The sequence below is a fragment of the Psychrobacter sp. Cmf 22.2 genome, assembly GCF_001921745.1.
Taxonomy (GTDB): domain Bacteria; phylum Pseudomonadota; class Gammaproteobacteria; order Pseudomonadales; family Moraxellaceae; genus Psychrobacter.
This window is the reverse complement of record NZ_MRYA01000004.1, coordinates 1-14161: the sequence shown is the minus strand read 5'-3', so window position 1 is coordinate 14161 and position 14161 is coordinate 1. Positions and strand designations below refer to the sequence as shown.

At 42.9% G+C, this 14161-nt stretch carries 9 protein-coding genes; 5 read left to right on the top strand and 4 right to left on the bottom strand.

What is annotated here, in order from left to right:
• Window positions 1–225: 225 nt before the first annotated feature.
• Entirely contained in the window at window positions 226–561 is a 336-nt protein-coding gene (locus tag BTV98_RS08755) for a cytochrome c5 family protein (protein WP_058368038.1), read from the bottom strand.
• Between the two features lie 401 nt (window positions 562–962).
• Between BTV98_RS08755 and yihA the strand changes: the two genes are divergently transcribed.
• Complete coding sequence (yihA, locus tag BTV98_RS08750; protein ID WP_058368037.1) at window positions 963–1727, top strand: ribosome biogenesis GTP-binding protein YihA/YsxC; 765 nt, start codon at window positions 963–965, stop codon at window positions 1725–1727.
• 75 nt (window positions 1728–1802) lie between these two features.
• Here the strand turns inward: yihA and BTV98_RS08745 are convergent, their stop codons facing one another.
• Together BTV98_RS08745 and BTV98_RS08740 are read right to left on the bottom strand one after the other, a co-directional pair.
• Window positions 1803–2471, bottom strand: coding sequence for an HAD family hydrolase (locus BTV98_RS08745; RefSeq protein ID WP_058368036.1), 669 nt, complete (start codon window positions 2469–2471; stop codon window positions 1803–1805).
• Window positions 2472–2540: 69 nt separating this feature from the next.
• Complete coding sequence (locus tag BTV98_RS08740; protein WP_058368035.1) at window positions 2541–3566, bottom strand: RluA family pseudouridine synthase; 1026 nt, start codon at window positions 3564–3566, stop codon at window positions 2541–2543.
• Window positions 3567–4752: 1186 nt separating this feature from the next.
• On the opposite strand from BTV98_RS08740, the gene BTV98_RS08730 reads away from it, so the two are divergent.
• On the top strand, window positions 4753–8841 hold the full coding sequence (locus tag BTV98_RS08730; protein ID WP_058368033.1) for an Rne/Rng family ribonuclease: 4089 nt from the start codon (window positions 4753–4755) through the stop codon (window positions 8839–8841).
• A 151-nt stretch (window positions 8842–8992) separates the two neighbouring features.
• Here BTV98_RS08730 and BTV98_RS08725 read toward each other — a convergent pair whose 3' ends face one another.
• Window positions 8993–9913 (bottom strand): DUF808 domain-containing protein, encoded by a 921-nt coding sequence (locus BTV98_RS08725; RefSeq protein ID WP_075103419.1) that lies wholly within the window; start codon window positions 9911–9913, stop codon window positions 8993–8995.
• Between the two features lie 407 nt (window positions 9914–10320).
• Here BTV98_RS08725 and BTV98_RS08720 point away from each other — a divergent pair, with 407 nt between their 5' ends.
• The 3 genes from BTV98_RS08720 to BTV98_RS08710 all read left to right on the top strand — a co-directional run bounded on the left by BTV98_RS08720 (window position 10321) and on the right by BTV98_RS08710 (window position 14049).
• Window positions 10321–11187, top strand: coding sequence for a DsbC family protein (locus tag BTV98_RS08720; protein WP_058368032.1), 867 nt, complete (start codon window positions 10321–10323; stop codon window positions 11185–11187).
• A gap of 179 nt (window positions 11188–11366) precedes the next feature.
• On the top strand, window positions 11367–12707 hold the full coding sequence (locus BTV98_RS08715; protein ID WP_058368031.1) for a homoserine dehydrogenase: 1341 nt from the start codon (window positions 11367–11369) through the stop codon (window positions 12705–12707).
• 160 nt (window positions 12708–12867) lie between these two features.
• Window positions 12868–14049 (top strand): thiolase family protein, encoded by a 1182-nt coding sequence (locus BTV98_RS08710; protein WP_058368030.1) that lies wholly within the window; start codon window positions 12868–12870, stop codon window positions 14047–14049.
• Window positions 14050–14161 lie beyond the last annotated feature (112 nt).

Genomic DNA, 14161 nt, shown 5'->3' with positions numbered 1-14161 from the left:
TAATAACAAGCAGCCCGAAAGCACTTACTAACATCAGGGTTTATTTGCAATTATTATAGCAAGACTTTAAAGAATTTGCCTACTTAATCATAGTAACTAACGTTTTTTATCGAAATTCAAGCTCAATATATATTCTATAAACCATTTATCTTTTGCATAAAAAGGTACAGGCTATCATTAAAATACCTTAAGCTTTTACAATAGCATTGTTAACTAGATTCTTATCTACTTACTCATATATTCAATCAATTTTCGATAATCGTCATCGCTACAACTATTACATAATCCGCCTGCTGGCATCTGTATCATGCCGCCCTTTACAGAATTAATCAGTGCTGGCATACCTTTTTGCTTTATAAGGCGTTGCCACTGAGCGCTATCACCTTTCTTTATAGCGTTTAATGCACCACTGTCATGACAAGCTGCACATGAGTCATCGTAGGTTTGGGGGATATCAGCTGCTGTATGACCACTTGTCATAGGCAAACTTAAGACAAGTGCAATCATACTACTGCTCAAAACCTGGCGTGTTTTAGTGGTATTGATATTTAATAAACGCATACGATATCCCCTTTAACTGAATAACCATGGAATACTTATATCTATAATTATTCGATACATAGACTTGTTAACCGATAATATCTTATATTGTAACGATATATGTCGAGTTAAAGTAGTGTTATCGCGTTTAGGGTTAGTAACGTTTAAGCGCTAGACGATAATTTTTGCTAAGCTGTTATTCACTTTAGTGTTATGCTGTCATATATAGAACGACAGAGATAAGTTATACAATAAACAGATTACCGTAATACTCATCATTTATCTGACTGCTTATTTATATTCAAAGATACTCTAAAGCCTATATAATCAACGTTACCGCTGATTCCTTGTCTTTTTTTGACCGGTTCTGCATTATTATTCCAAACTTCGTTTCAAATTTTTTGATTGTTAATGAGTCATTTATGAGTACCCCGTTTAAAGATGTTGCCGCTGAACATGCGGCGTTTAATACCAAAGCCCGCCAGCGTATTCAACAAACTGAATTTATGACGTCGGCGCCTACTTTTCGTCTCTGCCCACCTGATATCGGGCTAGAAGTGGCTTTTGCAGGACGTTCAAACGCAGGTAAATCCTCTGCTATCAATGCTTTAACCAATCAGCGCCAGCTTGCCCGCTCGTCTAAGACTCCGGGACGTACGCAAATGATTAATTTTTTTAGCATTGGAGATACCAACAGACGCTTAGTCGATTTGCCAGGTTATGGTTATGCAGCTGTCCCGCTTGAGATGAAAAAAGAATGGCAGGTCGAACTAGAAGAGTATCTGGTATCGCGCTCAAGCCTTGCAGGTTTAGTGCTTATGACTGATATTCGCCACCCTCTTAAATTCTTTGATGAGCAGATGCTACATTGGGCCAAAGATGGCGAGTTGCCTGTCCATATCCTATTAACTAAAGCGGACAAACTCAAATATGGTGCGTCAAAAAACGCTCTACTTAATACTCGCCAAGCTCTCAAAAAATTGGGCTTGAACTGTACCATTCAGCTGTTTTCTGCATTAAGAAAAGAGGGTCTTGATGAGCTGGCAGGTGTAATGGGAAATTGGTACGACTATAAACTTGATAATGACAAGCTCGTCGAATCGGATCTTCAGACATTTGATACTACCCAACAAGACGCTGACCAAAAAGATGCTGAGTCACAAGATAAGCAGCAAGACAACGAATAACCATCATCTGTAACAAACTAAAAGGGTTTATCATTATCTTGATAAACCCTTTTTTTGCTTATTATGTCTTTTATTTTAACCACATAGCAGCTCAGTTAAAGCTTGGGGCGTATCAACTTGATAAGTAGGCTGCTGAGCGGCAAGCTCTTCATTGGTTGCTGTACCATAATCTACAGCGATGCTAGTCATGCCAAGCTTATTTGCCATTTGAATATCATATACACTGTCACCGATAAACACAGCTTTAGATATACTATGCTGCGTATGCTCTAAGATATCTGTCAGCATCTGCGGGTTGGGCTTGGAGCCTGACTCATCAGCACAACGAGTTATTTCAAAGTAGTGCTGGCTAGCAGAGGCGGTAAGCACCCTATCAAGACCCCGTCTTTTTTTACCTGTCGCTACAGCCAATTTGCGGCCTTGCTGCTGCAACGTTTGCAACATGCCTTCTATAGGAGTAAAAAACGGTGTGCGGTGACTGTTAGGAATGTAGTAGTCAGCATAGCTTTGTTGAATAGCCAGCTTTTGTAGCTCATTTGCTTGCGGGTATAAAATCTCGATACCATTCATCAGACTTAGACCGATGATATCCCTAACCGCTTGGTCTGTGGTACAAAAACCATGCGCCTCTCCAGCGACATGCATGGATTCAACGATTAAACCGATTGAATCCATTAAAGTACCATCCCAATCAAAGATAACTAGGCTCTTATCTGCCAAGCAATGATTAGATTGTTTGCTCATAAATTTACCTTAACGTACGCCAATAAACCAAAAATTCAACAACAATACATTAATATAGAGGCATTAAGCTTATTCTGGCAATGCGATTTGCTCCGGCAACCAGTCTGCCATATCGTCTGGTAACGGGGCAGTAATGGTTTTATAACCTGGAATATCTAGTCGCCATGCGTGTAAGCACAAGCGATGGACACCTGACTTGTCATGTACATTGTATTTGTCATCACCTAAGATAGCATGACCGATATGAGCCAGATGCACACGTATTTGATGCGTACGTCCTGTCAATGGCTTGGCTTCAATCAAGCTGACTGGCTGATCTGCCAGCAGAAAACGGCTATGTACGGTAATATCCGTTTGGCTCTCTTTAGATTGAGGGTCCTGATTTTGTGCAGCACTGCCATCCACTTTGACACGGCGCTCACCGTTAGCAAGCGTGTAACGTAGCAATGGGGCATCAATACGTTGCTCATTAAGAGCAGGCTGTCCTTTTGCCAGACAAAGATAATGCTTTTGAATGGTTTTGTCGACCAGATGCTGCTGCAACACTTTGAGTGTTGAGCGCTTCTTAGAAATCATAAGCAGACCTGATGTGTCTTTATCAATGCGATGTATAAGCTCTAGGTATTTTTTACCAGTCACTTCACGCATGGCTTCGATGACACCAAAGTCAAGACCACTACCGCCATGTACTGCGATACCAGATGGCTTATTGAGCACCAGCAGCCCATCATCTTCATATACGACGCGCGCTAATAGACTATTGGCGAACTCAGTACTAATGATTGGTTTTTCACGGGTTGCCAGCTGTATAGGTGCGATACGTACGACATCTTCGCGCTCTACTCTATCATGCGCTTTACAGCGCTTATTGTTCACTCGAACCTCATCTGACCGTATCATTTTATAGATATGGGATTTTGGTAGCCCTTTTAAGCGGTTTAATAAAAAATTATCTAAGCGCTGATCGTGCTGATGGCGTGTGACTTCAAGGTAGTTAACCTTTCCAAAGTTACTAATCTCATCATCAGCGCTTTGTGGGCGTGTCCTGCTGTTAAATATCGCCGGAGCTTCATGGGTAGGTGCGTCGTCAGTCATTTTAGAGTTTGTCATTTTTAGTTAGGTATTTACACAAAGATTTGCTATAGTTTACCATGTTGAGCGCCAATTAAGCAGAGACTAGGACAATAATCGTTATTGTCTTAAACAACTTGTTGTTATCATCATTACTTGCTAGTGATGAGTCAATCTTGCGATTTTTGTACGCATCATCTACTTTCAGGACAAGATGCCTAGTAACATAGGCATCGCGTTCAATAAAAGGTATTTATACCAAATTGATCGCTTTGGTAATGATGGCAAACGTGCCAAATTATCAAGCGGTAATAGTACACAACTACTCATTAACACACGACCACGACTTGATTTTTTTGATCATTGGGTTGGTGCAACTGAGCAAGTGATGTTAATCCGATGTTAAGAGTTTAGCGCTGCCTAAATATTGGCGGTCAAACAGATAAACTGATTGTCATACAAACAATATATATCCACCGAGCTGATGAGCCGGTTACCTACTCTGTTTGCCAAGTACGCCCCGCTGAATAACAGTGCAATGGCACTCATAACTTAAGATTCTAAAACAGTTAGATGTTATAAAATAATAGATAGATAAAACAATTGAATTAATTTGAGCTGATATGAAGACGTTCGCTGGCGTTAACAGTTTAGAAAATAAACAAAACGGCGAATAAATTGTGACTTTGTGGTAAGTGCTTATATACCTTTACAACGTAAATTAAGCACATTTTATATGTTAATACTCCTTGTAAAACTTACCAAGGTAACGTGTTGGACACTAGCCTTGAAACCAGTACAAGATGATTGGCATTAGATCCTGTTACAGCCCTACACTCTGTATCAAAATTACTTAGAACAATTATTTTAGTAGCTTTGCAGTCGTTAATTTAAAACATAGACGTTGATTTTGTATCAGTTACCGGCGACTATGGACTAAGCTACGATGACCACTTAATTCGATACTGGTATTTATCTGATTTTGTCCGAGCAGTACGCTTGCTCTACATTTACTGGTTTTAGTATTGGCATGACTTGTCATTGCAACTTTACTTTGATTATATTTATATTGTTTGCTGTCCAGTTGGCAGCCTGAATAATCTGTTAGTGCTTTTTATTATTAAAGCGTTTGATATTAGAGTTTTTATTCAGAACCACTCAATATAGTAGCCCTTCTCGTCGTTGTCCTGTGCACTCATAGGATAATAGTATGAAACGCATTTTGATTAACGCCACCCAAAACGAAGAAATTCGTGTCGCCTTGTGTAAAGGCAATCATCTCTACGATTTTGATTTAGAAAACCGTACCCGCGAACAAAAAAAATCTAACATTTATAAGGGTCACGTTACCCGTGTCGAACCATCGCTTGAAGCAGTATTCGTTGAATATGGTTCACAGCGTCAAGGGTTTTTGCCTATTCGTGAAATCTCTACTGAATATCTAAGTGGCAACCCACGTGACGAAAGCATCAAAAAACTTATCAAAGAAGGCGATGAGCTGATTGTTCAAGTTGAAAAAGAAGAGCGCGGTAACAAAGGCGCAGCCCTTTCAACTTATGTATCGCTAGCTGGCCGCTATTTGGTGCTGATGCCAAACAACCCTCGTGGGGGCGGTATTTCGCGCCAGATCTCGGGCAAACTGCGCGAAGATATGAAGCGTATGCTTGGCAATCTTGACTTGCCTAAAGGTATGAGCGTCATCATTCGTACTGCAGGTATTGGCAAAACTCAAGAAGATCTGCAACACGACCTAAATCATCTGCTTAATATTTGGCAAGCCATTCAAGAGCAAAACAAAAAGTACCCATCACCGCGTCTGGTCCATCAAGAAGCAGGTGTTGTGACACGTGCGGTACGTGATTATCTGCGTGATGACATCGCTGAGATTTGGATCGATAACGAAAACGCTTACATTGAAGCGGCAGGATTTATCGATGCAGTCATGCCAACGCAAGCGGACAAACTACGCAAATATACTGACTACGAGCCGATGTTTGCACGCTTTAATATCGAAAAACAGATCGAGACGGCTTACCAGCGTGAAGTACGCCTGCCATCTGGTGGCTCTATCGTCATTGACCAAACTGAAGCGTTGGTGTCTATTGACATCAACTCGGCTAAGTCTACTAAAGGTTCAGACGTCGCCGAAACTGCCTACCATACCAACTTAGAAGCAGCTGATGAAATTGCCCGTCAATTACGTCTGCGCGACATGGGCGGCTTGATTGTCATTGATTTCATTGACATGAATGATAATAAGCATCAAAAAGAAGTCGAAAAACGTCTGGTTGATGCGACCAAATATGATCGCGCTCGTGTCCAGTTCGGTGAGATATCTAAGTTTGGTTTGATGGAGATGAGCCGTCAACGTCTGCGCCCATCGTTAGAAGAGTCTACCGGTTACATCTGCCCGCGCTGTCATGGCAACGGTATGATTCGTGACTTGCGCTCATTATCACTATCTATCATGCGCCAAATCGAGCAAATCGCTCTAAAAGAGCGTCAAGGTGAAGTACAAGCAGAAGTACCAACTGATATTGCCGCATTTATCTTAAATGAAAAACGTGACAGCTTGGTTTATCTTGAACAAGATAGCGGCACACGTATTACTATTTTGCCACACGCTCACTTAGAGTCACCCAATTTTAAATTGCACTTTAATCGTGATGGTTTTGCACCGACGAGCTATGAGCGTATCACCGATACGCAGCAACAAGAACATAGCGACCTTGGTTATGACGTTGACTGGCAAACGTCAGAAAAGGAACGCCCTGAGCAGCAGCCTACTCGTCAGCCGCGTAAATCAGCTGATAACCAAAGTAGCCCAGACAACCGTGCAAGCAATCAAAGTAACGGACGCGCGTCATCATCGAATACTGGCCAAAACAGCAATCGACACAATGGCTCAAATAACGAAACAAAAAATACAGACCACAATCAAAACAACCATAGGCGTACTGACAAGACGTCAGAGAGTACGCAAGTCTCCTCAGCGCGTGCTGCTACAGACAATATTGCACAGAGCAAGCAGCAGGCCTCTACTACGCAGCCAAAAGCCGTTGCTTGGCTGTCTAATCTGTTTGCACAAGCTCCACAAGCACAAACTGCAAATAGTGTTAGTAGTCGTGATGCCGCTGAAGCTATTGAAGCACTAGTCAATACAGGTGCTCAAAGCTTGGGTTCATTCGGACATGTTGATCATACAGCGTTAGATAATAGCCAGCACTCATCCATTCAAAATGACGATCAGCAAAACGTACATACGCAAGACGATAGCAATGTTCAAGGTGGCAATCAACCATCAAAACAAAGCTTTCATAACGATGACGACGATAAAAAAGGGAGTCATAGCGACGATAGAAGAAAGCGTAAGTCACGCAAATCAAAATCTTCTAAATCTCGTCAAAGAAAAGATCAGCGCGATGACAGCGATAGCGTAAATAATAGTACAGATAGTACCAGCAACAATAAACAGTCTGATACGCAAGAGGCAAGTGAACGCGATAACAAGCGCGCCCATGATCGTAACGGCAATCGTCAAGACAGTCGTCAAGATAACCGCCAGAACAGTCAAAATGGTAATGGGCGTACAGAGGACAATACCTCAAGCGAGCAATCACGTACGAAACGTAAACCCCATAGCCAGCGTAACTCACGTGGTAAGCTTGAGCGCGGCGAAACCTTAACAGCTGACGATAATACCAAGCAGCATAATCAGCAATCTGCTGCTAGTGCAGCAAAAGGTAAATCACAAGCGCATGCTCAGCGCGATCAAGATCCCAATGAAGTCATACTACAGGTCAATGAAGCGCCGTCCAAGATTAAGGCTTCAGAAGTAGTGCATCTTTCTTTGGACGATAGTAAATCTGCTCAATCATCGTCTAAAGCTAAAGATACGCAAGAATCTGGGCATCAGACTGTCGATGACAAAAACACGACTGCCAAACAGCGTCATAAAGACAAGTCTGAAACGACCACGGCTAAGTCAGAAGATCGCTCATCATCCGCTGCGAGTAGTACTAAACCTACTGAGAGCTTAGTTGAGAACAAGGCTCAAAGCGCTGAGTCAAAAGGCAATTCATCTGATAGCACATCAGCAGTTGGAAATACCGAAAAAGCCTCTAACGCGCAGGAAACCTCTCAGCCATCGGCTCAAAAAGTAGATTTGGAGCCAAAAGCAGCTAAAGCTAGCAGCGTACAATCCGTTGCTGTTACCCAGCCCGCTGAAAACGATGAGTCTAAAAATGGTAATAAAGCTGATGTGAGCAGCAGTACAAATGAGGTTGCAAGAGGCAATACCGCTCTCATGTTTACTCGCGAAGCATTATTTGCGGCGCGCTATGTGACTGCTAATAAGTTTGGTCAAGCAAGCAACGACCCGCGTGTCGTCCGTCGTCAGCAGTCAACGCCAATCGCTGAGACTAACGCGCAAGCCAGTCTTGCACCTGCTACCATTCGCGGTACAGTTGGTGAGTTTATTCATGCAACGTTAGCAGATGCCCAAAGTCGTTTGGCAGACAAAGGGGTCATCAGCTGTTTTATTCAAGCGATTGAAGCACATGCACAGCATACTCAAGCTGCTGACACTCCTGACGTTGACGCTAGTTCTGCAGACGATAGCCAAGGTGAGGCTTTTGATTTTAGCAATTATGGTTACCAGCCTTTAGATGCTGATTACTTGACTCGGTTTGATGCCATGACTCAAGCAGTTAGTCAATTTGCTACTGCGCAAGGTAAGACAGAGGTGGCACCGCAGGCTATTAATAAACGTGCTATTAACGATCCGCGTGGGCAGCATCCCGACTACCGTGCTGAAGAACAGGCGACATTGAATGTACCTGATGCGCAGTTAGATGAGTCAAAACAAGGCGTCCAATCTGAACAGGTGGCAGATTCTCAAACTACTGAGACCGATCATGAGACTAGCACTGATGACCATCAAGTTGATGCTCATGAAACTGCAGCCGCAGCATTGGCCAGTGAAGTACAAGCTGACGACATCACTGTTGAGAGCGAACAGCTATTAAAAGCAGATCAGGCATTACTTGACGATAGCAAAGCTGGTGAGCATGCCGATGCTACAAAAGAGGACAGTCAAGCAGCTAAATCAAAGACGACTATTGCTAGTTATAAAAATATGATTGAAAGTGTCGCTGAGCAGCTGCTGCCACAGACTGGTATGTTTAATTTGACCACGCCAAAGGTACCAAAAGCGCGTAGTCGTAAACCAAAGTCTGAACATATAAAACCTACGCAAGCTGAAAAGTCTGAAAATAACCACTCAAGTAGCGACAGTTAATGGTTAGCCTTGATATAGTTTGTATAATTGGTATAACGCAACTTTTATAGCCATCTTATACTTAATAATCTAAAAAGCCCCAAAGTTAACAGTAACTTTGGGGCTTTTCAATATTTGTATAGTGCTAAGCTAGCGTCGATGTTAGGAAACTCTAATGAGCAGAAGCTCCGTTACCACGTAACTTATTAACCATCGTAAAGATAGCAACAACCACTGCCCCAATGATAAAGCCTATCAAACCATTTAATAGTGCTGTCGTCACGCTTTCAAAAATACCAGTTAAGTGCGCCAGATCCTCTACTCCATGATGTAAAAAACTGATACCGTGCACTAAGATACCACCGCCTACTAAGAACATCGCCAACGTACCAGCGATAGATAGAAACTTCATCAGTTTTGGTGCAGCGGCAAACATCACCTTACCAAGTTTTTGTTTAAAACTGCTTTCTTGTTTCATTAAATGCAAGCCTGCGTCATCTATTTTGACAATACCAGCAACCAAACCGTAAATACCAACTGTGATAGCAATCGCTAAAATAGACAATACCAGACTACGCTCTAACAATGTGGCACTCGCCGTTGACCCCAAAGCGATGACGATAATCTCTGCTGATAAAATAAAATCTGTACGTATCGCGCCTTTTATTTTCTCTTTTTCAAACGCCACCAGATCCACTGTTTCATCGGCATTGGCAAGGCGACGCGCACTTTGTTCTTCGTCATGCGGCAAAGCATGTGGCCAAAATCTATGGATAACTTTTTCAGCACCTTCATAAACCAAAAATAAACCACCGCACATTAATAAAAAAGTAACCAGTGGCGGATAAACGGCACTGATAAGCAGCGCAGCTGGCACCAAGATAAGTTTATTAACAAATGAGCCTTTTGCTACCGCCCAAACGACGGGTAACTCGCGATTGGCTTTGACGCCGGTAACTTGCTCAGCATTTAGCGCAAGATCATCACCCAATACGCCAGCGGTCTTTTTGGCCGCAACCTTAGTCATTACTGAAACATCATCTAATATCACACTGATATCATCAAGTAGGGTTAATAAACTGGCACCTGCCATGCTCTCTCCTTAGCGTAAAACCGCTCAAATAGTGAATAAGTATTAAAATTGATCATGTTGATTTATCTTATTTACTGTAGCCTACTGAGCTACTGCAACATATGAAATAGTAGGAATGTAGCTTATTTTACTTTTTTGTTCACCCATCACCAAATTATTAGTTAAGTAAGTTTTGGTTTTAACTGTCATTTATAAAAATATGTTAGTATATGGCACTTTATCACTATTTATGTTATGACTCACTTCTTACTTTATAATCAAGATGATTCGTCATCATAATAAGGGTGCTGTAGCTTAGAATTTATTCGTTTGACTGCTGATAAATAAAGAGACTTATATTGCCTGTCTTTACGCTAAGTTTTTTATCAAAATCATGATCAAGCGCGCCCGCCTATAGGAAATGCCGTATGTTCTTATCCTCTATATCTACTGGTCTAAAGCCTGCTAACATCTCTACTCGTCGTAAGCTCTCAGGCGCCATTATCAGTGCGCTACTAGTTACTGTTGCGACAGGCTGTTCAAACAATACTCCTGATACTACCAGCAAGACCAGTGTGGTAAGTAGCACAAAGGCAAGTAGTGCCACTAATGCCCCCAAACCTGCTGCCGATAGTGATCAATCGGTCGTTTCAGCATTACAGTCAAACCTAGAAGCGTCTGGTATTAACGAAAATATCGTCTCAGCAGTGCCAACAGAGATGGACGGTATTTACTGGGTAACTGCTGAAGGGTTGCCGGCATTTTTTACTGATAAGTCAGGCAAGCACATCATTCAAGGCCAGATTATCTCTGTTGGACAAGGCGAGCCTGTCGATATCAGTGGCGCATTAGTTGCTCGCACCGCGCAAGAGGCTCTCAAAGCTGTAGACAAAAAAGACATGATCATTTATCCAGCCAAAGGCGAAACCAAGTCAGTGGTGTACTCTTTTACCGATGCTGATTGTCCTTACTGCACCAAATTGCATGCAGAAATGGATGAGATCAATGCGCTAGGAATTGAGGTTCGTTATTTGGCCTGGCCTCGTAGCGAAGGAAGTATCCCTAAAATGGAAGCCATCTGGTGTAGTGAAGATCGCGTTGCCGCTATGGATCAGGCAAAATCAGGCGCCAATGTCATGGCTCCTAGCTGCGAGAGTCCAGTAAAAGAGCAAATAGCACTGGGCGCTCGCCTTGGGGTTCGCGGAACGCCTGCCATCTTTACCGAATCTGGTCAGCAGATCGGTGGTTATCTGCCAGCCAAACAATTGGCACAAACAGCGATTGATGCCAGCTAACTATCTGCCATAATATCATCGGCTTTGGCGATAGTCAGTTTGGGTAGACGCCACAATTGCTTGTCGGTATGATACGGTGAGACATTATATAAAGGTGGCTTTCTTAGCAATAGCTAACATCTCAATAGCGACATCTACTTTTTATACAATCTACAATCATTTAATTTTCTGAGGATACTGTGAGTAAATCCATCAAACTAGCGATACTTGGCCTAGGTACCGTCGGTACTGGCGTGGTCAACCTAATCAATGACAACTTATCCGAGCTTAAACGTCGTAGTGGACGCGACATTATTATTACCGAAGTCGGTACACGCCGTCAGCGTGATGATATCGATCCTAGTATCGTCCAAAATGATGATTTGATGGCAATTGCTGCCAGTGATAACGTCGATATCGTCATTGAAGTCATTGGTGGTACAACTCTCGCCAAAGACATCATTATGCACGCCATCAAGAATGGCAAACACGTCGTTACCGCTAATAAGGCGTTACTTGCTGAACATGGCAATGAGATATTTGCGTTGGCTGAAGCGCATCATGTGCATGTGGCTTATGAAGCTGCAGTGGCAGGTGGTATTCCTATTATTAAGGTGATGCGCGAAGCACTTGCCGCCAATAAAATAGATTGGCTGGCCGGCATTATTAATGGTACTGGCAACTTCATCATGACTGAGATGCGTGATAAAGGCCGTCCATTTAAAGACGTTTTGACAGAAGCTCAAGAGCTTGGCTATGCTGAGGCAGACCCGACATTTGATGTTGAAGGTATTGATGCCGCTCACAAGCTTGCCCTACTTGCCTCTATCGCCTTTGGCATTCCATTACAGTTTGACAAAGTATATTGCGAAGGTATCACTGGTATTACGCTACAAGACGTCAACTATGCTGAAGAGCTGGGCTATCGTATCAAGCACTTGGGCTTTGCCGTTCGCCGTAACAGTGAAGATGAGCAGCAAGACAGCGCTGGCATTGAGCTACGTGTACATCCAACGTTGATCCCGCAAGATGCTTTACTTGCAAATGTGAATGGGGTGAAAAACGCTGTACTGGTTAACTCACATCCTCTTGGACAAACGCTGTATTGCGGTGATGGTGCAGGTGCAGGTGCAACCGCCTCTGCAGTGATGGCAGATGTCATGGACCTTGTACGCGTACTGGGCAACCATGACGATAGCGAGCACAGTCATCATGTCCCTCATTTAGCGTTTATGCCAGAAGAACTCTCTGATACGCCCGTGTTGCGTGCAGAGCAGATGATTACAGGCTACTATTTGCGTGTGCATGCTTATGACAATCCAGGCGTGCTAGCAGATATCACTCGCATCTTAAGTGATGCTGGTATCAATATTGATGCCATTTTACAAAAACCTGCTCACAAACTTGGACAAGTACCTGTCATTATTTTGACATTACCGGTCGTCGAAAGTCAGATGAATCTAGCGATTGAAAAAATTGAAAGATTAACTGCGGTTACAGATAAAGTCGTCCGTATTCGACTAGACGAATTGGCCCAATGACATAAAGCAGTAATGACCAGCGAGTTATTTTGATACACCTTGATTTTTATCTTGACAATGCACATTATAGTAATGATTCTTTATTAACAATTAGTGAAGCACAGTGTTCATCTAAAGCGCTGAGTTTTAATTTAAAATAGGTAAATAAGGCAGAACAACGATGTCGAACGATGCAATTGTAATTATTAACGGTGCGCGTACGCCAATGGGCAGTTTTCAAGGCGCTTTAAAAGATGTCAGTGCTACAGAATTAGGTGCGACAGCTATCAAAGCAGCTGTTGAACGTTCGGGCGTAAGCAATGACAATATTGATGAAGTCATCATGGGTTGTATCTTGACCGCTGGATTGGGTCAAGGTCCTGCTCGTCAAGCAATGCGTAAGGCAGGTCTGCCTGATGAGACTGGCGCGGTGACTATCAATAAGCTTTGTGGTTCAGGCCTAAAAGCAGTCATGCAGGCGCATGATGGTATCAAAGCAGGTAGCTTTAATGTCGCTGTCGCTGGTGGTATGGAGTCGATGACAAATGCCCCATATCTTATGCCAGGGTCACGTGGCGGCTATCGCATGGGTCATAAAGAAGTCAAAGACCATATGTTCTTAGATGGTTTAGAAGATGCAGAGACTGGTCGCTTGATGGGTCAGTTCGCGCAAGAGATGGCCGATGAAAAAGGCTATACGCGTGAGCAAATGGACGAGTTTGCGATCGAATCGCTTAACCGTGCGTTGACTGCGATTAAAGATGGTCATTTTAAAAATGAGATTGAGCCTGTTACTTTTAAAACTCGTAAAGGCGAACAAACAGTCGAAAATGATGAAGAGCCAGGTCTTGCTAACGCAGAGCGTATCCCTAACCTACGTCCTGCATTTGCCAAAGAAGGTACTATCACTGCAGCCAATGCCAGCTCAATCTCAGATGGTGCAGCAGCTGTCGTTATGATGAAAGAGTCACAAGCACAGTCTGAAGGCTTAGACTATCAAGCTCGTATTATAGCGACTGCCTCTAACTCACGTCATCCAAGTGAATTTACCATTGCTCCGATTGGTGCTATCGAAAAAGTATTGGCTAACGCAGATTGGTCAGTTGAAGAAGTCGACCTTTGGGAGATCAATGAAGCCTTTGCGATGGTAACGATGGCGACGATGGATGCATTAGATATTGATCACGCAAAAGTTAATATCGAAGGTGGTGCTTGTGCTTTAGGTCATCCTGTAGGTTGCTCAGGCGCTCGTATCCTGATCACGCTTATCAACTCATTAGAGCGTACTGGCGGCAAAAAAGGTATTGCAACCTTATGTATTGGCGGTGGTGAAGCAGTAGCAGTGGCTATTGAATTGCCTTAATTAAAAGACGCTGTCAAAAGCTTTTGTCATGACGCTATAGTCACCTGACCACAAAAATGTTATAAAATAAATCAACTAAACGATTACCACAATAAATAACCATGACTTACTC